The sequence below is a fragment of the Paracoccus benzoatiresistens genome (assembly GCF_026913015.1).
In the GTDB taxonomy this organism is placed as follows: Bacteria; Pseudomonadota; Alphaproteobacteria; order Rhodobacterales; family Rhodobacteraceae; genus Paracoccus; species Paracoccus benzoatiresistens.
This window is the reverse complement of the sequence record NZ_JAPTYD010000030.1, coordinates 21,605-42,694: the sequence shown is the minus strand read 5'-3', so window position 1 is coordinate 42,694 and position 21,090 is coordinate 21,605. Positions and strand designations below refer to the sequence as shown.

General features: G+C 66.0%; 21 protein-coding genes. 8 read left to right on the top strand and 13 right to left on the bottom strand.

The genetic code is table 11. The features are described from left to right. Positions 1-373 (bottom strand): Crp/Fnr family transcriptional regulator (locus tag OU682_RS16395; RefSeq protein WP_268943266.1); only part of this gene is annotated, 373 nt, incomplete at its 3' end. A 53-nt stretch (positions 374-426) separates the two neighbouring features. Between OU682_RS16395 and OU682_RS16390 the strand changes: the two genes are divergently transcribed. Beyond that, on the top strand, positions 427-636 hold the full coding sequence (locus OU682_RS16390) for a hypothetical protein (RefSeq protein WP_268943265.1): 210 nt from the start codon (positions 427-429) through the stop codon (positions 634-636). Positions 637-733: 97 nt separating this feature from the next. Next, the gene (locus OU682_RS16385; RefSeq protein WP_268943264.1) at positions 734-1,474 is read left to right on the top strand and encodes a Crp/Fnr family transcriptional regulator; all 741 of its coding nucleotides are present in this window, start codon (positions 734-736) and stop codon (positions 1,472-1,474) included. 153 nt (positions 1,475-1,627) lie between these two features. On the opposite strand, the gene OU682_RS16380 is transcribed toward OU682_RS16385, so the two are convergent. From OU682_RS16380 to OU682_RS16370, 3 genes are all read right to left on the bottom strand, one after another. Further along, positions 1,628-2,080, bottom strand: a complete 453-nt coding sequence (locus tag OU682_RS16380) for a c-type cytochrome (RefSeq protein WP_268943263.1) — start codon at positions 2,078-2,080, stop codon at positions 1,628-1,630. A gap of 172 nt (positions 2,081-2,252) precedes the next feature. Continuing rightward, entirely contained in the window at positions 2,253-2,849 is a 597-nt protein-coding gene (locus OU682_RS16375) for an exopolysaccharide biosynthesis protein (RefSeq protein ID WP_268943262.1), read from the bottom strand. A 19-nt stretch (positions 2,850-2,868) separates the two neighbouring features. Further along, positions 2,869-3,270 carry a c-type cytochrome gene (locus OU682_RS16370; RefSeq protein ID WP_268943261.1) on the bottom strand — a complete coding sequence of 134 codons (402 nt, stop codon included), beginning with the start codon at positions 3,268-3,270 and terminating at the stop codon, positions 2,869-2,871. A 277-nt stretch (positions 3,271-3,547) separates the two neighbouring features. Here OU682_RS16370 and OU682_RS16365 point away from each other — a divergent pair, with 277 nt between their 5' ends. After that, positions 3,548-4,063, top strand: a complete 516-nt coding sequence (locus OU682_RS16365) for an Hsp20/alpha crystallin family protein (protein ID WP_268943260.1) — start codon at positions 3,548-3,550, stop codon at positions 4,061-4,063. Between the two features lie 363 nt (positions 4,064-4,426). Here OU682_RS16365 and ppsA read toward each other — a convergent pair whose 3' ends face one another. Continuing rightward, on the bottom strand, positions 4,427-6,859 hold the full coding sequence (ppsA, locus tag OU682_RS16360) for a phosphoenolpyruvate synthase (RefSeq protein ID WP_268943259.1): 2,433 nt from the start codon (positions 6,857-6,859) through the stop codon (positions 4,427-4,429). A 440-nt stretch (positions 6,860-7,299) separates the two neighbouring features. Between ppsA and OU682_RS16355 the strand changes: the two genes are divergently transcribed. Further along, positions 7,300-8,526 carry an SIR2 family protein gene (locus OU682_RS16355; RefSeq protein ID WP_268943258.1) on the top strand — a complete coding sequence of 409 codons (1,227 nt, stop codon included), beginning with the start codon at positions 7,300-7,302 and terminating at the stop codon, positions 8,524-8,526. Positions 8,527-8,577: 51 nt separating this feature from the next. Here the strand turns inward: OU682_RS16355 and OU682_RS16350 are convergent, their stop codons facing one another. Both OU682_RS16350 and OU682_RS16345 read right to left on the bottom strand, forming a co-directional pair. Next, on the bottom strand, positions 8,578-8,895 hold the full coding sequence (locus OU682_RS16350) for a DUF2934 domain-containing protein (RefSeq protein ID WP_268943256.1): 318 nt from the start codon (positions 8,893-8,895) through the stop codon (positions 8,578-8,580). A 169-nt stretch (positions 8,896-9,064) separates the two neighbouring features. Beyond that, positions 9,065-10,138, bottom strand: a complete 1,074-nt coding sequence (locus OU682_RS16345) for a class I SAM-dependent methyltransferase (protein ID WP_268943255.1) — start codon at positions 10,136-10,138, stop codon at positions 9,065-9,067. Between the two features lie 136 nt (positions 10,139-10,274). Between OU682_RS16345 and OU682_RS16340 the strand changes: the two genes are divergently transcribed. The 4 genes from OU682_RS16340 to OU682_RS16325 all read left to right on the top strand — a co-directional run bounded on the left by OU682_RS16340 (position 10,275) and on the right by OU682_RS16325 (position 13,961). Then, a complete protein-coding gene (locus tag OU682_RS16340) occupies positions 10,275-11,288 on the top strand; it encodes a GlxA family transcriptional regulator (RefSeq protein WP_268943254.1) in 1,014 nt (337 codons plus the stop codon). Between the two features lie 228 nt (positions 11,289-11,516). Beyond that, positions 11,517-11,966, top strand: a complete 450-nt coding sequence (locus OU682_RS16335; RefSeq protein ID WP_268943252.1) for a hypothetical protein — start codon at positions 11,517-11,519, stop codon at positions 11,964-11,966. A 93-nt stretch (positions 11,967-12,059) separates the two neighbouring features. Beyond that, on the top strand, positions 12,060-12,566 hold the full coding sequence (gene copM, locus OU682_RS16330; RefSeq protein WP_268943251.1) for a CopM family metallochaperone: 507 nt from the start codon (positions 12,060-12,062) through the stop codon (positions 12,564-12,566). Between the two features lie 105 nt (positions 12,567-12,671). Continuing rightward, positions 12,672-13,961 (top strand): PQQ-dependent sugar dehydrogenase, encoded by a 1,290-nt coding sequence (locus OU682_RS16325; RefSeq protein ID WP_268943249.1) that lies wholly within the window; start codon positions 12,672-12,674, stop codon positions 13,959-13,961. A gap of 248 nt (positions 13,962-14,209) precedes the next feature. Here the strand turns inward: OU682_RS16325 and OU682_RS16320 are convergent, their stop codons facing one another. The 6 genes from OU682_RS16320 to OU682_RS16295 form a co-directional block, all read right to left on the bottom strand. Continuing rightward, on the bottom strand, positions 14,210-15,436 hold the full coding sequence (locus tag OU682_RS16320) for a serine hydrolase domain-containing protein (protein WP_268943247.1): 1,227 nt from the start codon (positions 15,434-15,436) through the stop codon (positions 14,210-14,212). Between the two features lie 214 nt (positions 15,437-15,650). Further along, positions 15,651-16,220 carry a histidine phosphatase family protein gene (locus OU682_RS16315; RefSeq protein ID WP_268943246.1) on the bottom strand — a complete coding sequence of 190 codons (570 nt, stop codon included), beginning with the start codon at positions 16,218-16,220 and terminating at the stop codon, positions 15,651-15,653. Then, on the bottom strand, positions 16,217-17,326 hold the full coding sequence (locus OU682_RS16310) for an MBL fold metallo-hydrolase (RefSeq protein WP_268943245.1): 1,110 nt from the start codon (positions 17,324-17,326) through the stop codon (positions 16,217-16,219). The genes OU682_RS16315 and OU682_RS16310 overlap by 4 nt, the downstream gene beginning before the upstream one ends. After that, a complete protein-coding gene (locus OU682_RS16305; RefSeq protein ID WP_268943244.1) occupies positions 17,319-18,392 on the bottom strand; it encodes an ABC transporter ATP-binding protein in 1,074 nt (357 codons plus the stop codon). The genes OU682_RS16310 and OU682_RS16305 overlap by 8 nt, the downstream gene beginning before the upstream one ends. Beyond that, the gene (locus tag OU682_RS16300) at positions 18,380-20,080 is read right to left on the bottom strand and encodes an ABC transporter permease (RefSeq protein WP_268943243.1); all 1,701 of its coding nucleotides are present in this window, start codon (positions 20,078-20,080) and stop codon (positions 18,380-18,382) included. The genes OU682_RS16305 and OU682_RS16300 overlap by 13 nt, the downstream gene beginning before the upstream one ends. Next, positions 20,077-21,048: an ABC transporter substrate-binding protein gene (locus OU682_RS16295; RefSeq protein WP_268943242.1), complete on the bottom strand. Its 972-nt coding sequence runs from the start codon at positions 21,046-21,048 to the stop codon at positions 20,077-20,079. Before OU682_RS16295 ends, OU682_RS16300 begins: the two co-directional genes overlap by 4 nt. Positions 21,049-21,090 lie beyond the last annotated feature (42 nt).

Below are 21,090 nucleotides of genomic sequence, written 5' to 3'. Positions count from 1 at the left end.
CCTGCAGGATGAGGCGCTCGAAGGGATCGCGCCGGAAGCACAGCACCTTGCTGTCGGCGGCCGCCTCGATCGCATAAGGCATCGGCCCGTCGAAGATCCTGCCGAACATGTCGCCGTCCATCAGCAGCGCCACGATGTGCCGGCGGCCGTCCGGAAGCAGCTTCTGCATGCGCAGGATGCCCGACTGCACAAAGCCCACGAAGGCGGCGGTGTCCCCGGCCACCAGCACGGACTGCCCCGCAGGATAGCTGCGGACCTGGCAGATCCGCTCCAGCAGATGCAGGGTGTCCGGAGCAAGGCGCGAGAATGGCGCAAGGTCCAACCGCTTTCCCTGGCTATCGCCATTCCCCCCGGAAGCGTAGACCTCGCTCATCTGCTGCTTCCTTCTTGCCAAGCCGCCGCCGGTCATAGCCGTTACCGGACTCAATGGTCTTTGATTTTCATTGTAGGCAAATTTCCGCCGCGGGACTGGTCGCGGGTTTGTTTCCTATGGGCCGATTGCGCTTCGTCAACGCACAGTCCGAATTGAGGCGCATCATCCAAATACAACGACCGGCCAGCCTGCTGCAGGGCTTCTTTCGACACTCAGCCTTCAAGAAGGACTTACCCGATGCGACGGTCTTTTTCCTGTCTTGAGGACGGAACGCATAATGGCGCTGTTGTCGGTCATCCTGCGGTCGCCTGTGCCGCCTGCCACTTGGCCGCCTCGGCCGTATGCCGCGCGATGCGTCACATGAAAAAGCCCGCTTGGCCCACGGTGCGCCGCTTGCCGCGCGATACGGTTCTCTCGGGCGAGGATCGGATGCTGTCCTGGGCCGGCGTTCTGAAGACCGGTTTCCTGCGGGTCGAGCATGTGACCCGCGACGGGCACAGGAACGTTCTGGCCCTTTATGTGCCGGGCGATCTTGTCGGCAACTGGACGGGAAGAACGGACTTCCACACCGTTGAAGCCGCCACCGATGTCGAGATCTGCAGCTTCGATCCAAGGCGGATTGCCGGGCTTCTGGAGCAGGACACCTGCACCAAGATCTATGTCCTTCAGGAACTGGCCAATACGCACCACCGCCTGTTGAACCTGATCTGGTCTCGCGGTGCGTTAAGCAGCTTCCAGAGAATTGTCGCCTTTCTTGTGGCCGCTATGGAGATCATGCCTACGACGCGACGATCCGATGGCAGTGCCACGGTCAGGATGGAAATCTCCAGAAGGGACTGGGCGGCTCTTTGCGGCACGACGGTGGAGACGATCTGCCGGACGCTGAAGGACCTGTCCAAGGCTGATCTTGTCCAGCAGGTTGAGCCGGGTCTCTACGAAATCAGAAATGTCAGGATGCTGATGCGGCAAGCTGGCATGGAACATGAAACGATCTGGTCGCCTCGGGTCCGTCAGGACCGCGCAAGGCCTTACTGGGATGAGCTTCATGAAGAAAACGATACCTTCGGGCAGAGCGTGGGGCTGAAGCGGACAAAGGGTTGAAGGCGCCAGCATATCGGGCGGGATATCAAGTTGTCATGGTCGGAATTGTATCTTTCAGACGCTGGATCGAGAATGTCGAAGCCCAGCCATCTGTTTGGGACTGGAATTTTCCCTGTCTTATGAAGTCACTGATACGCGCGCCATTAACCGCGATTACTGCTGGATGCTTTCCAGATACAGCGCGATCGACAGGATCTTGCCCCGGACTTCAAGTACCACGTCCTGATCGCTGGCGCCTCCGGCATGCTCATGAGAAAACAGTGTGCCGAAGATCGGCATCACCCCGTCATGCCCACGCTTTTCCGTGCGGCCGTCGATGATCTGGATGACCTCGAGCATCGGAAACCTGCCACCGTTGCGTGCGGCAAGGTCGGTCAGCGCCGGCACGGGGATCCTGAACACCTCGGACACGGGTCCTTTTCCATCGGCCTTGGCGCCATGGCATCCGGCGCAGGAGCCGGCATAGAGATCGGCTCCGATGTCCCGGTCCTGCGCAAACGCGCCTCCGCCGGCGATGATGACTGCGAGGATAAGGGGAAGTCTCATTTTGATGCCCGGAACAGAGATGGATCGGGCCAGCATGAACCTCTGCTTCTCGCCGGGCATTGACGGCCGTCATTGCGCGGCATCCCATGCCAACGGGAGATCGGCCAGAGGGGCTTGGCTTGATCCTCGCCTCCGGCCTTCATGGGGGCTCGCAACGCCCGAGAGCCATGGCAATGCTGCCGGGGAGCGAGGCCGAAGTCCGAAGCGGGACGGCCCTTCTAGACAGTCTGGATCACGTCCCTTCCAGCCACCAGGCAAGCCCTGACAGCGCGAGGATTAGCGAGGCAAGGACCAGAACTGATCCGGCCACGCCGATCACAACAAAGAGGCCGTCGCGCCGCAGCAGGCCCCAGGCCAGCAACGCCAGGCATGCTGCGGGCGCCATGTTGAAGAGAGGCAAAGGCAGCAACAGGATCATCGACAGAAGCAGGCACAGCCCACCCACGGCACGGTCACGCCCGACGATGCTTGTCCAGCGCGGCCGGGACAGACGCTCGCCCCGCGCGACCAGATCGGCCAGCCTTGTCCGGACAATCGTGACCAGCGATGGCGAGAGCGGATAGCGGCCAAGCCAGGCAGGCAGGCGGCCGTTTTCCCCGTTCAGCATCAGATGAAAGGAAACCGCCGCCATGGGCAGGCCCAGGATGGCAGCCATGCTGGGCAATGGCAGCGGCAGCGCCTCGGGCAGCGCGAGGATGAGCAGCGCAAGGCCATGGACGCGCGTGCCAAGCTCTCGGGCCAGATCCGAGATCGACATCGGCTGGTTGTCAGGCAGGGCGCGCAAGCGGGCGGAAAGCGGCTGTTCGTCCGAATTCCCCGCATCGCCCACCGATATCCATCAACTCCGATCAGGGTTTCTGCAGCTGTTCAAGGTACAACGCGATCGTCAGAATGCGACCGTTGCGATCCACAATCGCGGTCATCTGGTCATAATAGCCCAGGTTCTCTTCGTCGAAAAGCGGCCCGAAGTCCGGCATCGGTCCGCCGTGAAGCTTGTCTTCGCGCGTGCCGTCAAGCTGGTGGACCACATCGAGCATCGGGAATTCGCCCCCGTTGCGCGCGGCAAGGGCGGTAAGATCCGGCACCGGAATCTTGAGAAACCGGGCAAGCGTGCCATCGCCGGTCGCATTCACGCCATGGCAATAGGCGCAGTAATAGCCATAGAGCTGCGCACCGGGCGTGACTTCTTGTGCATGTGCGACGCCGGCAGTGGCGGCGATGAGGGACAATCCCAGCAGGAAGAAGCGCATCGTGGACTCCATCTGACATGCTGCCATGGTCGCCTGCCGCCGGGCGTTTGCATTGATTGCCGTCAATCCTGCTGGAGGTTGCCCGACGCAAAAGTGGGCCGCGACATCAAGAAAGAGGCCCGCTGTTGATCCTGATCAATGTGCGCGATCGCCTGGCAAGGCTTGATACCCCTATCCGCAGGGCGGCAAGGAACTTCCGAGCTTCCATGCGGATCCCAGAGACAGGCCCTTGGAACATGTCGGCAGGGGCGTGCCTACCTGCTTTGAGGAGTGTGCAATGACAAAGAACACCCAGGTTTCCGTCTCTCAAGCCCCTCGAGCGTCCGGTCTTGATCCGGACATCTGGCCCGGTTTCGGCAACCTGCGCAGCGAGATGGACCGCCTGTTCGAGGTCTTTGAACCCCGCGGATGGTTTGGCCGCAGCCTGCCTGCCCTGGGGCAGGACCTTGCTGCGCTGCGGCTGGCGCCTGCCGTCGATCTGGTCGAGAAGAATGGCGGCTACGAACTTTCCGCCGAATTGCCGGGCCTTGACGCCGAGAATGTCGAGGTGAAACTGGCCGGCGGGGTGTTGACGATCCGCGGCGAGAAAAAAGAGGCCAAGGATGAGGAGCGCAAGGATTATCACCTCAGCGAGCGCCGCTGGGGAAGCTTCCTGCGCCAGATCCGGCTGCCCGAGGATGTGGACGACAGCAAGATCGAGGCAAGCTTTGCCAATGGCGTGCTGACGGTGTCCTTGCCCAAGTCCGAAAAGGCAATCGCGGCCGAGAAGAAGATCGAGATCCGGGCCGCGTGATCGCCTGGATCCCGGGAACGGGCACGGCCGGCCCGCTTTTCGGCAGAGTTCCCGCGGCGGCTGTTGATATGTTGCGCGTGTGAGTCTTTTTGCCCCGCAGGGCGGGCGTGGCGTCCTTGTACGCCACGCCCGTTAATCAAACGGAAATCCCCCACGTCATTCGAATCAGCCGGCGGCTTGCGTGCTGCTGGTGCAACGAAGTTGCCCGAAAATTGTCTCACCAGACCTTCGTCCCCCCGTGGCAACAATATGTCTGCCATGCGCGGCACGCGCAGGGATCCCGCGAAGGCGATTGGCTGACGAAAATTCCATTTTCCGACATGAAGGTTGGTGACAGGCGGCTTCCAGGCAGGGGGGAAACCGTCAGGTGACCTTTCCTGTCCCGGAACCCGCCTTCCCGGAAGCTCTGCTTCCGATTTCCCGCTCGGCGGCGGCAACATGCGCCTTGACAGCCAGAAAGCTGTCCGGCGTGACCGAGATGGAATCGATTTCGGCCTGCACCAGGAGCCGCGCGAAGGCCGGGTCGCTGCTGGGCGCCTGGCCGCACAGACCGACCTTGCGCCCCGCCTGATGCGCTCGGGCGATCACGGTTTCTATCATCCATTGCACGGCGGGGTCGCGTTCGTCGAACAGGGCGGCAAGCTCGGCCGAGTCGCGGTCCACGCCCAGCGTCAGCTGCGTCAGGTCGTTCGACCCGATGGAGAAGCCGTCGAACCGCCGGGCGAATTCCTCTGCCAGGATCACGTTCGAGGGGATCTCGCACATCACGTAGATCTCCAGACCATCCTGCCCACGCACCAGCCCTGCCTCGGCCATGGCGGCAAGGACCTGGTCAGCCTCTTTCGGGGTGCGGCAGAAGGGCACCATGACAAGGACGTTCCGAAAGCCCATCGTTTCGCGCAGGCGACGGATTGCCCGGCACTCCAGCAGGAAGCCGTCCCGGTAGCGGTCGGAATAATAGCGCGAGGCGCCACGGAAGCCGATCATCGGGTTCTCCTCGGCCGGCTCGAACTGCGCGCCGCCCAGGAGGCCCGCGTATTCGTTGGTCTTGAAGTCGCTCATCCGGATGATGGCGGGACGCGGATGCACCACGGCCGCAATGCGCGACAAGCCCCGCGCCAGGCGATCCACGAAGTAGTCTTCCCGTTTCGCATATCCCTGCGTCAGGCTCTCGATCTCGGCCTTCACGGCCGGATCCTGCAACGCGTCGAAGCGGGTCAGGGCAAGGGGATGGATCCTCACGGCATTCGAGACCACGAATTCCATCCGCGCAAGTCCCACCCCGTCAGAGGGCAGCCACCACCAGCGGAAGGCTGCGGCGGGATCGGCAAGGTTCAGCATGACGTGGGTGCGGGTGGCGGGGACGGCGGCGGGGTCCAGTTCCTCGACCGTGAAGGCGGCGGTGCCCTCGTAGACGATGCCCTCCTGGCCCTCGGCGCAGGACACCGTGATCTGCTGGCCGTCGCGCAGAAGCCCGGTCGCGTTCCCCGCGCCGACGATCGCGGGCAGGCCCAGTTCGCGGCTGACGATGGCGGCGTGGGACGTGCGGCCGCCGTGGTCGGTGACGATGGCGGCGGCGCGCTTCATGACCGGGACCCAATCGGGATCAGTGTTGGAGGTCACCAGGATCGAGCCGTCCACGAAGCGGTCGATGTCCTGCGGGCTTGCAATCGAACAGACGGCGCCCGAAACCACGCTTTCTCCGATGCTGAGACCGCGCAGCAGTTCGCGGCCGTGCTGCCCGATGCGATAAGACAGGAAGGTGCCCTTGCCTCCGGACCGGACGGTCTCGGGGCGGGCCTGGACGATGAAGATCGGCCCCGTCTCGCCGTCCCTGGCCCATTCGATGTCCATGGCCCTGCCATAATGGCGCTCGATCACACAGGCCTGGCGGGCGAGGTCGAGGATCTCCTCGTCGGAAAGGACCAGGCGCCCGCGTTCGGCGCCTGATGTGGGAACATCGCGGGTGGCCTCGCCCGGCTCTTCTCCATGGACCAGCTTGTGCTCCTTGGCGCCCATCTTCTTCTCGAGAATGGGCACGAGGCCGGGCTGGTCCAGCAAGGGCTTGAAGACCTGGTATTCGTCAGGGCTGACCGTTCCCTGCACGACCGTCTCGCCCAGGCCCCAGGCCGCATTGATGAGAACGACCTTGTCGAAGCCCGACTCGGTGTCGATCGAGAACATCACCCCGGCCCCGCCAATATCGGATCGGACCATGTGCTGGACGCCGACGGAAAGCGCGACCTTGCCGTGCTCAAAACCCTTGAGGGAACGGTAGGTGATCGCCCGGTCGGTATAAAGCGAGGCATAGCAGCGCCGGCAGGCATCCAGCAGTGCCGCTTCGCCGCAGATGTTCAGGAATGTCTCTTGCTGCCCCGCGAAGCTTGCGTCTGGCAGGTCCTCAGCGGTGGCGCTGGATCGCACGGCGACAGGGGGATTTGTCACGCCTGTGCGGCGGGCAAGTTCGCGATAGCCAGCCAGGATGGCCTGGCGCGCATCTTCGGGCCAGTCCGCAGCCAGAATGGCGGCGCGGATGGTCTGGCCTGCCCCGGCCAGAGAGATCTCATCCCTGTCGAGGCGCGTGAAGATTTCGTTCATGGGCTCGCGCAGGCCGTTGAACGCCAGGAAGTTCCGGAACATGTCGGCCGAGGTGGCAAAGCCGGGCGGCACGCGGATGCCCGCACCAGAAAGCCGCGCCACCATTTCACCCAACGAGGCGTTCTTCCCGCCGACCGTGGGCACGTCCTTTCTGGACAAGTCCTCGAACCAGATCACAAGGGGCGACGAGCGTGCCATGGGAACCGTCAGACCGGGGAACAGGATTGTTGTTCCACTTTGCCACGCTGCGGGCGTTTCTTCCATCCCCAGTCACTGCCGCCTTGCCGCCATGGGCGGGCAAGCGACGCGGGTCCTCTCCAGGCCCATATTGCAGCCTTTGCTGTCGCGCGGCTGGTCACTGCGACATGGACAGCACCGTGCCGCCTTCGGATGAAAATCCTGCTGCCTGGCTGGAACGTCGCGGACTTTTGATTGTTTCGCACATCCGGCGGCGGGAGGCGCGGATGACAAACCACGATCGCAAGGGTTCTGGCAGCCAGGCAGACTGCTGCCGACCACCGGCCTGCCCATGAGGGCGCGGCAGGAAGCGCGGATGATGTTTTCGACATCACCCCCCGATCCGGGCGGCGCCGGTCATGTCCCGCAGCCGCGCATAACAGGATAGGAAACCCTGGATCATGCATCAGAAGACCCCTCTGTCCTCCTCTGGCACGCCTGCCGAACTGTTCATGGGGTATGTCGACCAGTTCAGCTATCGCAAGGACAGGTCGGACCGGGCAATGGCACTTACCAACTTCACCTTCTTCGCAGGGGCAGGATTTTCAAAGGCATGGGATGCCAGGGCTCCGATCGGATGTGAGCTCTTCACCCTCGATACGAGATTGATCGAGAGCGTTGCGGAAGCCGGAACGTTGATGCGCATGTTCGGGCTGAACGCCTCCGAAGAGATCGATCCCGATACTCTCAGGCAGATCGTCTACCAGCTCGACATGTACGACCGCTTTCCGGATGTCCGCCCCCGCTACCTGGATGAACAGAACCTGCGCATGTTTCGCGGCGTTCTCAGGGCCGCTGTTGTCGACCGCTACGACAAGTTCACCAGGCTTAACTATTTCGACGAGTCCGTCGGCGGCTTTCCCCTGAAATCGCAGACAACCTGCCAGCGCGACATCCTGAACTTCTTCCGGCACCTGCGCTTTGGTCCTGCTGCAGAGGACTGTCCGACAGAGGGAGTGCGGACGCACTTCATCACGACCAATTATGACTACGTCATCGAGACGATCCTCGACAACCTGACCAGCGAGAAGAAATCGCTGTTCTTCAACACGTACCGGGGTTTCACGCCGACGCAGGTCCTGGGAAGCCGCAGCTTCGCGCCGGTCCATGAGCACTGGCGCGTGCAGCACCTGCTGAAGATCAACGGCGGCTTCGAGATCCTGCGGCGGGGCAGCGGCTATGTCCTGGACTACAGCGAACGTGATCCAGGCGCGATCATGGCCGACCCACCGATCGTGACGCTGGCGTCTCGGGAACAGGATTACTCGGACCCCTACTTCAAGATGGTGTTTCCCAAGGTGGTCCGGCTGATGCGGGATACCACCGTGCTGGTCATCGTGGGCTACAGCCTGCCCTCGGATGACGCCCTGATCAGGTTCTTCCTGCGCCAGTTCGCCGAAGAGCCCGAGGACGGCCTGGGCAAGGTCATCTTCTATCTCGGGCCGGGAAACGACGAGGACAAGCGCAAGATCATCGCCGAGGTGTTCCCCGCGATGGAAAGGATGCGGGCCCCGCATCTTGTGCCCTATGACGGCGGCTTCGACGAATTCGCCAGGGAATGCCTGCAACATCTCGGCGCGCGTAACCAGGCGCCCGGCCTGCCGGACGCCCCGGCAAGCCAGGCCTAGGTCACTCCGCGTCAGTGGCCGCACGTCGGCCTTGCCGCATGGTGCGGCGCGCTAGCGGCCCTCGCGGGCGTCCGGAACCCCCGAGGCAAGCGCTTCTTCCGCCTCGTCAGGTCCACCGGCCGTTCCGCCTTGGCCTGCCTCGATGATGCGCCCGTCCGCCGGGCCGCTGTCTTCGGGAACAAAGTCGGCGGGAACTTCGGACAGGCTGCCGTCTTCCTGCCTTTCGGGAAACGCGCCGTCATCCGGCGCTCCGCTGATGCCAAGCTCGTCCCGGGCCTGGGCCCAATGCTGGGCCGCGCGGCCCTCGGGGCGTCCTTCGGTTTCCCAGATCTGATACGCGCGATGGCGAATTCGTTCGTCGTCTTCCATCCTGCCTCCGGGGTTTGTCCGCTGCTGAACCCGCAGGCCGACGAAATGTTCCGCTGCACCACCGTCCGGCATGGCCCCATGATGCCTGGCAAGCGGGTCCAGGGGGCGCGCAAGACGGTCCGGCGCGCTGCAAAAAGCAAGGCGCCGGATCCCGGGGCAGCAAGGACGATCAGGGACGCGCCTCGAGGATCAGGTTGAAGGGCGTTTCGGTCGCCTTGCGGATGCGCGAAAAGCCTGCCTCGCGACACACCTGCGCCAGTCGCGCCGTGCCAGCCTGCGCGCCCAGGACATGCGTGCCTTCCTCGGAGATCGCATGGGCGCAGCAAAGCCAGGTGGATCCGGTGTAGTAGATCCGCCCAATGGGGTTCAGGTTCTCCTCCACATGGTCCGAGGCGGCGGGCTCGACCAGCATCAGCGTACCGTCCGGGGTCAGCGCCTCGCGTGCGCGGCGCGCAGCCTCGATCGGATGGCCGAGGTCGTGCAGACAGTCGAAGAAACAGATCAGGTCGAAGACCCCCGGCAGCGGCGCCTTTGCATCGGCCAGCAGGAACTCCACCCGGTCCGACAGCCCGGCGTCCCTTGCATGGGCCTGCGCAGCGGCGATGGAACCGGGATGGGTGTCGATCCCCACGAAGCGGCTGGCCGGAAAGGCCTCGGCCATCAGCAGGGTCGAATGCCCGTGGCCGCAGCCGATGTCCGCAACGCGGATCCCCGCCTGCAGTTTCGGCAGCACGCCGTCCAGCGCGGGCAGCCATTCGGATACCAGGCTCGCGCGATAGCCGTTGCGGAAGAAGGCCGCGACGCCGCAATGCAGGCGGCCGTCGTGATCGCCCCAAGGGATGCCCTTGCCGGTGCGGATCGCCGTGGCCGTCAGTTCGGCATCGGCCCAGGCAGCGGCAACGACCTGCCAGACGGACGGCATGAACACCGGGCTTGTGTCGTCGGCCAGGACGGCCGCCTGTTCGGGCGTCAGTTCGTAGGTGCGGCTGGCGGGATGATAAAGGACGTATCCGCCGGCGGCCTGCCCGTTCAGCCATTCGCGCACATAGCGTTCGGCGCAACCGGCGGCCTTGGCGAGTTCGTGGCTGGTCATCGGGCCTTTCCCGGCCATGGCCCGATAGAGGCCCAGCCGATGGCCGATGTCGATCATGACGCCGCCATATCCCGCGGCGAGTTCCGTGACAGCCTTGCCGACCAGGTCATCCAGCCTGCCGGCGTCGATCGTCTGATTGTCCAGTGCCATGGTTGGCTCCTTTCCAGAAAACACCCTGCCATCATTGCGATTGCCGCACCGGCGCACGAGTGCGAGACTGGCCACAAAGGGTCCGCATCGGTCAGGAGCGCCGGAGATGGGCAGCGGGGGATCAAGGCCGGTTCGCGTGGGCATCGTCGCGGTCCCCGAGGCCGGCCTTGCCACCCTGAGCGGCATCTTCGATGTCCTGAACAGCCTCTCCTGGCTTGCCGGGCGCGATGGCATTCCCCCCGATCCGCCCTTCCGGGTCGAGTTGCTGGGCGAGGGCGACGGCCCCGTGCAGCTTGCAAGCGGCATCACCCTGCCGCTGGACGGCGCGGCCCAGGGGCGGCCCTGCGACCTGGTGATCGTGCCGTCGCTGTTCGTGCGGGACGACGGCTGGACCCCCGGGCGCTATCCCGGCCTCGTTCGCTGGATCCTGGAGCGGCACGGGGCCGGGGCGACGATCTGTTCGGCCTGTTCCGGGCTGTTCCTGATCGCCGAAACGGGGCTTTTCGACGGGGTGGATGCGACGATCCACTGGCCCTATGCACGGATGTTCACCGCGCAGTATCCGGCCGTGCGCGCCCATCCCGATCGCGCTCTGATCGTCGCGGGTCCGCGGGGCGAGCTGGTCAGTTCGGGCGCCTCGACCAGCTGGCACGATCTTGTCCTGTACCTGATCGGGCGCGAGGCCGGCCCGGCCGCCGCGCAGGCCGTCTGCAAGGTCTTCGCCTTGCAGCGCCATGTGGACGGGCTGGCACCCTTCATGGTCTTCGACCCGCCGCGCGGACATGGCGACGCGCTGGTCGAGGCATCGCAGGCCTGGCTGGACAGCCACGCTTCGGTCGCATTTCCGGTGCGAGAGATGGTCAGCCGCTCGGGCCTTTCCGAGCGGGGCTTCTCGCGTCGCTTCCAGGCCGCGACGGGTCATTCGCCGCTGGACTATGTGCAGCACCTGCGGGTCGAGCACGCCAAGCGCCGCCTGGAGCGCACCCTCGAGCCCATCGAACAGGTTGCCTGGGCCGTCGGCTATGAGGATCCCTCCGCCTTCCGCCGCCTGTTCGCGCGGATCGCCGGGATCAGCCCGGGCCAGTACAGGCGGCAGTTCGCGCAACCGGATTCGGCCAACGGCGGACACCCGGATGCCCCGCCTTGTTGAAGGCGGGGCAGGCAAGCTGGTGAGGAAGTTCCTTTCAACGCCGGGTCGCGCGCCGGGTTCCATCCGGAAGCCCTGCCCGGAGCAAGGCCGGGGCTCGGCGACAGCGCGACCGGGGTCGGTCCGCCTGCCGGGCGGCGCCAGACCTTGCCTGACCCTTGTGGCTCTGCCTCCCGGCCGCTAGCCTGTCTCCAGCGCGGAACAACTTGTCCCGAAGGGCGTTTTCATTCCATGAGACGGCTGGCCATCAGCACGGACGCGGCGACGCTCTGGCAGAAGCTTGCACGGGCGCTTGCGGTTCTGGCGGTCGTCATGCTGGCGGCACATGGTGTCGCGGCCCGGGCTGCAGTTCCGCACGGCCATGACCATCATGCCTCTCCTGCAATGGCAGCACCGGCTGACGGATATGCGCCGGCCAGGGCGGCTCCGGGCCACGAGCACTCACCTGTGGTGGCCCACAGCCACCGGGCTTCCGCCGAAGGGATGCCCTTGTGCTGCGGCGATGCATGTCTGCTGGGACTGGTGCCGGTCGCTGATCATTCCCTGCCCGAACCTTGGGGCATGCCCTTGAAATCCCTGACGGGCGATCCTTCCAGGACCGGCCAGGATCCCGAAGAGCCGCAGCGCCCTCCCCCGGCAGGCGGCTTTCCGATCATCTTGCCTTCCGGTCCGGCCGCCTGACCCGACAAGGGCGCCACGGCTTCGGGCCTGCACCGACGGCAGCCGAAAAGGGCTGCCCGATCCGACCAGCACTTTTCCATCAGGAGAACTCTCATGCGTAAATTCGAAATCGCCGCCATCCTTGCCGCCTTTCTTGCCGTTCCTGCCGCCTTTGCCCAGGACAGCGCGACGGACCGCCCCGCGGGCCGTCCCGACCATGCCAGGGGCCCGCACGCCCAGACTGCCGACCTGTCCGTCCTGCCGCAGGGCTGCCGGGACGCCATCCAGCAGTCCGGGATGGGGGGGATGATGGGGGGCATGGACATGCCCGCGATGATGGGCGGCATGGGCGGCATGGACGAGGCCCAGAAGGCCTACATGCAGACCATGATGAAGATGAACATGCCGATGATGGCCGCCCACAGCATCAAGGATCCCGACCTGGCCTTTCACTGCGGCATGATCGCGCATCATACGGGCGCCATCGCCATGGCCGAGATCGAACTGAAATACGGCAACGACGAGCAGTCGAAAGCCATGGCGCAGAAGATCATCGACGCCCAGGGTCCGGAAATCGAAGAGATGACGGCCTGGGTCGAAAAGAACGCGGGCCAGCAGTAGGCGGTCCGGCCGCCGGACCCCGGCTTCGGCGGCCGCAGCAGGAAAACCTCTGTCAAGCTTCTCGCGGTCCCGCTAGCGTGGCCTTCGTCAGATTGGAGGCCGAATATGGAACTTATCGCGAAGGCGACCGCTGTTGTGGGGGGCGCGGTGGCGCGCCTGCGTCGGATCGGGGCGCCTGCACATCAGTCCATGGGGCCAAGTCCGCAGATCCCGGATGCGAAGGCCCAAGGGATCATGACCCTGAAGATGCCAGTCGCCCGGGGCTGGAAGGACGGGCACGTTCCTGCATGCGCGCCCGGCCTCAGGGTCAACGCCTTCGCATCCGGCCTCGACCATCCCCGGTGGATAGAGGTTCTGCCGAATGGCGACGTTCTGGTGGCGGAATCCAAGGAACAGGCGACGCCGCCCAGGACCCTGATGGACCATGCGGCCCAGGCGACGATGCGGCGGGCCAAGGCAATCGGGGACAGCGCGAACCGCGTTTCGCTGTGGCGGGACGCGGATGGCGACGGAGTGGCCGAGATCCGGGAGGTCTTTGTCGAGAACCAGAACCAGCCCTTCGGCATGGCGCTGATCGGGAACAGGTTCTACCTTGGAAACACCGACGGCATCGTCGTGTTCGACTATCATCCGGGTGCCACGTCCTTGTCGGGGAGCGGGCAGAAGCTCGTCAGCTTCAAGCCGCACGGGCACTGGACGCGCAGCCTCATCGCGTCCCCTGACGGCACCAAGGTCTATGCGGGCGTGGGATCGCTGTCGAACATCGGGGATCGCGGCATGGAGGCCGAACAGGGGCGCGCGGCGATCTGGGAACTGGATGTCAGGACGGGAACCGCCCGCATCTTCGCGTCGGGCCTGCGGAATGCCGTCGGCATGGCATGGGAGCCGATGACCGGGAAGCTCTGGACGGTTGTCAACGAACGGGACGGACTGGGGGACGAGACGCCTCCGGATTACCTGACCTCCGTGCAGGACGGCGGGTTCTACGGCTGGCCTTATTCCTATTGGGGGTCCATCGTGGACGACCGGGTTCCGCAGGACGCCGCGCTGGTCGCCCGCGCGATCACCCCGGATTATGCCCTGGGGGGACACACGGCGTCGCTCGGGCTGTGCTGGATGCCCGCCGGCACCCTGCCCGGCTTCGGCGACGGCATGGTCATTGGCCAGCATGGATCGTGGAACCGCTCGAAGCTGAGCGGCTACAAGCTGATCTTCGTGCCCTTCGAGAACGGCGCGCCAAGCGGCCCGCCCCGAGACATCCTGACCGGCTTTCTGTCCGAGGACGAAAGGCTCGCCTATGGACGCCCCGTCGGCGTTGCCATCGGGCCGGACAGGAAGTCCCTGTTGATGGCGGACGACGTGGGGGACGTGGTCTGGCGCGTCACGGGCGCTTGACGATCGCGGGATCGGAAGGCGGGTTCGTCACCTTGGACGGATCAGGGGACAAGCTTGGCGCCGCAATGCCTGTGATGGGCATCGCGGCGGCAGGCTGCACGCTAGTTCTCGGGGACGGCTGCCTGGCCGCATGAGGATGGCGGCGCGGGTCCTGGGTGGTGCCCCGCATCGTGATCAGTCGCGGGGATGCGACGGGGGCACGATCCTGCGTGTCGATCGACAATCCCCGCCCGCGGACGATCTGCCTGTCACTCCAGGGCTGCCGAAACCGCGTCGAAGAACACCAGCGGGTCGATGGGCTCTTTCCCGACGGGCTTCGGCTGCGCCATGTGCGTGGCGATGACGATGTTCTTCGCCGGGTTGATGTAGATGTTCTGGCCCTGGATGCCGATGGCCGCGAAGGCCTTGTCGGCGATCGAGGGCTCTGTCCAGCCCGGCCACCACATCAGCCCGTATTCAATGGTCGTGCCATCGTCCAACGTCTGGGGGACGCCCGCCTGTTCGGTCCAGCCATCAGGCAGGACAGGCGTGCCGCCGATTATCCCGCCTTCCAGGAAGAACTGACCGAAGCGCGCGAAATCCCGCAGCGTGGCCGAAATGCCGCTGCCGCCGATCTCGATCCCGTCGGGCGAGGCCAGCCACCAGTTGGCATCGGCCTCCATCCCGTAGGGCTGCCAGATCTTTTCCGACAGATACTCGGCCAGGGGTTTCTTGACCGCGCCGCGCAGGACCTCGCCCAGCACCTGCGTCTCGCCGGTCGAATAGACATGGACGGTGCCGGGTTCCGCCGCGCGCGGCAGGGCGGCCATCACCTTCATCGCCGCATCCGGCTGCTGCGAGATCTGGGCGCGCAGAAGGGCGCGGCGATCCGACTGCGGATCTGTATAGGTTTCGTTCCATTGCACGCCCGACGCCATGCGCAGGACGTCGCGGATGCTGACCCCGTCATAGGCGCTGCCCTTCAGGACGGGCACGTAGTCGACCACCATGTCGTCCAGGCTGCCGATATGCCCGTCCCGGATCGCCGCGCCGACCAGGGTCGAGGTGATGGACTTTGCCACCGACATCGACATCCAGCGGGTGTCGGGCGTGTTGCCCCGCTGGTAGGTTTCATAGACAACGGCGCCGTCCTTCAGCACGACCAGACCGGTCACGTTGTCCAAGGCAAGGAAGTCGTAAAGGTCGTAGGTCACGCCGTCGATGTCAAAGGACACCTTGGCAGCCAGATCCTGCGGCGCCGCGGGCAGATCGCGTGGCGCGTCACCGGCCTTGATAGTCCGGACCGGGAAAAGGCGATCGATGTTGCGGAACGTGCTGACCGCCAGGTCGGGCGTCAGGTGCCCGTCATAGATTTCCTCGACCGTGCCGATGGGTTCGCTGGCATGGGGATAGTCCCCTGCGGCAGAGATGCAGGGCCAGGCCAGCGTTGCGACCATGGCTGCCAATAATACCTTGTGTTTCCCGAATGCCGGCATCCCTACCTCCTTGATGAGCGTCAATTGGTCGCCCAATCCCCACGACATTGCAAGCAATCTGGCCACCCGCACCAAGCCGCCCTGAAACGCTTGATCAGGCTGGTGGATCAGGCATGTTCCATCAGAATTTCAGCAGCCTGCTGTGACCTGTCTGGTGACATCGCGCGGCCATATCGTGGCGCGGCTTGCCGCGTCGGCAGGCCCCCTGCCCGCTTCAGGCTGGCTGCAATCGGACCTGGGAGGAGGCTGTCAGCGGCTGTTCCCGCCAGCCGCCGGATACGACCGTGTAAAGCAGCGGGGTGGTGTTTGGCGCCGACGGCCCGGTGAAATCCTGCCCCGTCAGCGCCCGCGCGGCGCGGATCACGCCTGAATGGGCCACGATGACGGGAAGCGCGTCGCCTGCCATGACCATGCAGCCGCCCAAGGCCGCGGCAATGCGCGCCAGCATGTCATGCCAACTCTCACCGCCTTCGGGGGTTGATGTGCGAGGGGGCAGTTCGGCCACGGGGCGGCCCTCGAAGATGCCCCAGTCCCGTTCGCGCAAATCCTCGACGACGCGGGCCGTCTGCGATGGAAAGGCAAGGGACGCGGTTTCCCGCGCCCGGTCCTGCGGGCTGGTGAACAGCGCGACAGGACAGGGCCACGGGTGATCCGCAAGGGCGCGGGCGGCGTCGCGGCCCCTGTCCGTCAGGCGGGCCTCGGTCCGGCCCGCGATGATGCCGTCCCGGTTGGCGCCGGTCTGGCCGTGGCGGATCAGGCAGAACGGGCGCTTCGGCAGGATCATAGCAGCGTCCGTCCGGCAAGCAGCGGCGGAAGGTCCGGCTCCAGCAGGTAATCCTCGGGCATGGGGCAGAACAGCGGGGCGAAGCGCCGGGCCCCGAGCCGCGCCAGCATGCGCTTCTGATCGCCAAGCGGAGGATGGACGTTCCAGCGCGCGAAATGCCCAAGCTGCGCCGCGATGGCCCGGGCATGGGCGGTCATGTAGCCGGTGAAGACCACAACGCCGCGTCGTCCCAGGACACCGGTGTCGCGCCAGGCCTGCACGATGCGCCAGGCCATGCCGCCGTCGGCATTGGGCGTGTCGCAGATCAGGAAGCGCGCCGCCGGATCGAAGGGTGCGGCGACAACCGTGGCAAGCCGATGCGCATCCTCCGAAACCGCGCCCGAGGCAAGCGCATCGCGCAAGGTGGCGCGGCACGCATCGTCCAGGGTGACGCGGCCGCGGGTCATCAGATGCAGCGCCAGTTCCCCTGCCCGGCCCGAGGGCGGCACGGGAAACAGCACCTGGGCCGCCGGATCAAGGGCGGCAAGCTTCAGGTCCAGCGCCTTTCGGCGTTCCGATTGCGGCACCGCATCCAGATGGTAGGACGCATCGAGAAGGGCGGTTCCGGCGGGCGGAGGCGCATCGAAGGCGAACCAGCCGGATTCTTCGGACCAGTCGCCGGAATAGAACAACCCCTCCTGCCCAAGCGCAAGATGCAGCCAGACGCCGCCAAGGGCATGTCCGTTGCGGCCCGTGGTCACGGTGATCCCGTCGATGATCACCTGCCCGCGCGCGGGCAGCAGCCGCAGATCGGCGCCGAACGGAAGCGCGCGGGCCGTCTGCGCCGTGGCATGGATCGGCAGCCCTGCCCGGATCACATGCGCGGCCCCGCCGATATGGTCGATGTGGTCATGGGTGATGAAGACGGCCTCTGCCCCTTCCAGCCATTCGGCTTGGAAAGGAGAGGTTGCCTCGGGGCCGGAACCCACGTCCAGAAGCCAGAGCCGCCGCCCCGTCCACAGACGGATGCAGGCGGGGCCCTTCTCGCCCAGGCCGGACAGGACCTCGATCCAAGGGGCGGTGCCCCGGTTCCTTGCGGCGGCGGCGGGGGCAGGTCGGTCAAGCATCCTGCAGCATCCTCAGCACTGCCGGGGAGGCGGGATCGCGAAATGCCCAGGGGCTGTGCAGCGACAGGCGCATGTCCTCTCCCACGCGCGCGCGGGCGGGGGCATGGGCGACCAGCGTGTCGCCCTCGGTCTCCAGAACCAGGCGGAAGCGCCCGCCCTGATAGGTGCAGGCGCTGACGCGGGCGCGGATCGGGCCGGCGGGATCGATGCGCAGCTGTTCCGGCCGGATGCAGAGATGGGTCGGCGCCGCGCCATCGCAGCGCGCCTCGATCTCCTGGCCAAGGGCGCGGACGGCGACACGGCCCGCATGGGGCGCCCCGGCGCCGGCAAGCGCGATCACCGCGCCATCGCCCACGAAGCCCGCCACGAAGCAATCCACGGGGCGGTCATACAGCGCCTCGGGCGAGGCGAATTGCCTGATCCGCCCGCCCTCCATCACCGCCACGCGGTCGGCAAGCGCCAGCGCCTCGGTCTGGTCATGCGTGACATAAAGCATGGTCGCGCCGGTGCGGCGGTGAAAGGCGGCAAAAGCCTCTTGCATCGCGGCGCGGAGGGCGAGGTCGAGATTTGCCAGAGGCTCGTCCAGCAGCACCGCACGGGGGTCGGCCACCAGGCAGCGGGCCAGCGCCACCCGCTGCCGCTGCCCGCCCGACAGCTGCGCGGGCGCGCGGTCCGCAAGGGCGGAAAGCCCCGTCAGCTCCAGCGCCTCGGCGACGCGGCGCCTGCGCTCGGCGGCGGGGATGCGCCGCACCTCCAGCGGATAGGATACGTTGCCCGCCACGGTCTTGTGGGGCCACAGGGCATAGGACTGGAACACGATGCCGATGTTGCGATCCTCGGGCGCGACAAAGCGGCCAGCGCCAGCAAGCACCTGCCCGTCCAGGGTCACGGTGCCGCTGTCGGGTATCTCGAATCCGGCGGTCAGGCGCAGCAGCGTGGTCTTGCCGCAGCCCGAGGGGCCCAGAAGCGCCACGAATTCTCCCTTGGCGATGGTGGCGTCGATCCCGTCCAGCGCGCGCGTGCCCGCAAACAGTTTCGAGACATCGGAAAAGCTTAACCCTGCCACGGCACGGTTCCTTTCGGCAGACGGGAGGCAGACAGCTGCACGACCCCCATGAGGGCGATGACAAGCGCGACGATCGAGGCGGCCAGGGCCGAGGCCATCACCGTGTCGCCGCTGTCCTCCAGGTTGAAGATGACCACCCCCAGCGTTTCCGTGCCCCCCGCCCACAGCAGCGCCGAGACGGTCAGTTCGTTCACCGCCGTCAGGAAGACAAGGATCGCGCCCGCCGCCGCGGCAGGCGCGGACAAGGGCAGGACGATGGTGCGCAGGCGGCGGCCAAGGCGCGCGCCGGCGCTGGCGGCCGCTTCCTCCATCGCGGGGTCAAGCTGTCCGATCGCGGCCTGCACCGGGCGCAGCATCACCACAAGGAAGCGCGACAGATAAGCCAGCAGGATGATCGTCAGCGTGCCGTAGAGCGTGAACCCGAAGGGCAGCCGCATGAATGCCAGGATGCAGGAAATCGCCAGCACGACGCCGGGAAGCGCATAGGGCAGGTCCACCAGGGCATCGACGGCGCGGGTCAGGCGCGTCGGGCGGCGGTGCATGATCCAGGCCAGCGGAATGGCGACCGCCATCAGGATCGCGGCGGCCAGCGTCGCCAGCAGCAGGGAATTGGCATAAGCGCGGCGCGTGACGGGCTGGTTCAGCAGGACCTCGGCCCAGGCCTCCAGGGTCGCTGTCTTATGCGTCAGGGGAACGCCATAGGCCGGGATCAGCGATGTCGCCACCAGCGCCAAAAGCGGCAGGACAAGCGTCAGGACGACGAAGGTCCAAAGCAGCGCCTCGACCAGGGGGCGCTTGCGGCCAAGCGACAGGGACAACGGCTGCGCGGAAAGCCCCACGAGGCCGTGGGCACGTCGCCGCAGGAACAGGCGGCCGGCAAGCACGCCCGCAATCGCCACGGTCCCGATCAGCAGCGCAAGAACAGCGACTTCCGGCAGCACCGACTGCCCCATTCCCGCGAGCCGCTGATAGATCAGCGTCGGCAGCGTCGAATAGCGCGCCGGAATGCCCAGCATCGCGGGAATTCCGAAATTGCCAAGGGCGGTCACGAAGGTCATGGCGGCACCCGCCGCAAGGCTGGGCAGGCAAAGCGGCAGGACGATTTGCGCCCAGACCCGCCAGCCGCGGGCGCCGGAAATGCGCGCGGCTTCCACCAGATCGCCGGGGATCATGCGAAGGCCCGCGCGGAGCGTCAGGAATACGATGGAGGCATGCTGGATGCCCAGCAGCACCGCGATGCCCCATGCGGAATGCAACGGCTGCGGGCTGCCCAAGGGGGGCGCGATGCCCAGCGTCTTCAACAGGACCGAGGACGGCCCCGTGACCTGCATCCATGCCAGCGCGGTGATCTGCGGGGGGATCATCATCGGGATCATCAGGCAGAACACCAGCGCCCCCTTGGCGCGGATATCGGTCAGCGCGACGACAAAGGCAAAGCCCGCGCCGATCGCGACCGAAATCAGCGTGCCGGCTCCGGAGGTGGCCAACGAATGCCGCAGCGCGGTCAATGTGCTGTCGCGGCCCAGGACCTCGGCAGCATGGGACAGGGTGGCGCCGCTGCCGATGCCGAAGCCTTCGCCCAGAAGGCGCAGGATCGGGCCAAGGGCGATCAGCGCAACCGGCAGCAGAAGCAAGGAGATCAGCCGGTCCGGAGAACGGCTGATCGCAGTCCGGGGCGAGGCGATCATTGGACGCCGAAGATTTCCGAGAAGCGGGCCTTGTTGGCTTCGGTGTCGGCAAGCGCCCTGGCGGCGTCGAACTCCATCAGCTTCAGGCTGTCCCGGGCCGGGAAACCGTCGGGGCTGGCGATGCCGTTGCGGGCGGGGATATAGCCCATGTCGGCGACCAGTTGCTGTCCCTTCTCGGACAGCACGAAATCGACGAATGCCTCGGCCGCCTCGCGGTTGGCCGCGCCTTCCATGATCGCGACCGGCTCGGTCACATAGGTCAGGCCCTCGGACGGGAACACGAAGTCCACGGGCGACCCCTCGGCCTTGGCGCGCAGCGCCATGTAGTCCACCAGGATGCCATAGGGTTTCTCGCCCGAGGCCACCGCCTTGAACACGCCGCCATTGCCGCCTTCGGCGCGCACATCATTGGCGGCCAATGCCTCGTAATGCTTCCAGCCCAGATCGGCATTGCCCGTCAGCGTCGCCAGATGGACCAGCGCCGCACCCGAATACAGCGGCGAGGGCGAGGCGACGAGGCCCTTGTATTCGGGCTGTTCCAGATCCGCCCAGGACGCCGGGACATCCTTTGCCCCGGTGTTGTAGACGATGCCGGTCGTGATCAGCTTGGTCGAATAGTAATGGCCGTCCGGGCTGTAGAGGCCGGGATCGTAGGCCGAAGCCTCGGGCGAGGCATAGGCGGCCAGCCTGCCCTCCTGCGCCAGCCCTTCCAGCGTCACGGTGTCGGCGATCAGCAGCACGTCGGGCTGGCCCGCGCCCGCCTCCATCTCGGCCGCCATGCGCGCCATCAGCTGCGTGGTGCCGTCGCGCACCCAGTCCACGGGGATGCCGGGATTCGCCGCCTGGAAGGCATCGACGGTCTTCTGCGCATCCTCGTTCGGCTGCGAGGTGTAGAGCTTCAGCGTTTCGGCCGAGGCGGCGAAGGGAAGCGCCAGCAGAGGGATCAGCGCAAGGGCAAGGCGGGACATCTTGATCTCCGAACATGTATCTTCGCACGAAAGCCGCTCGCC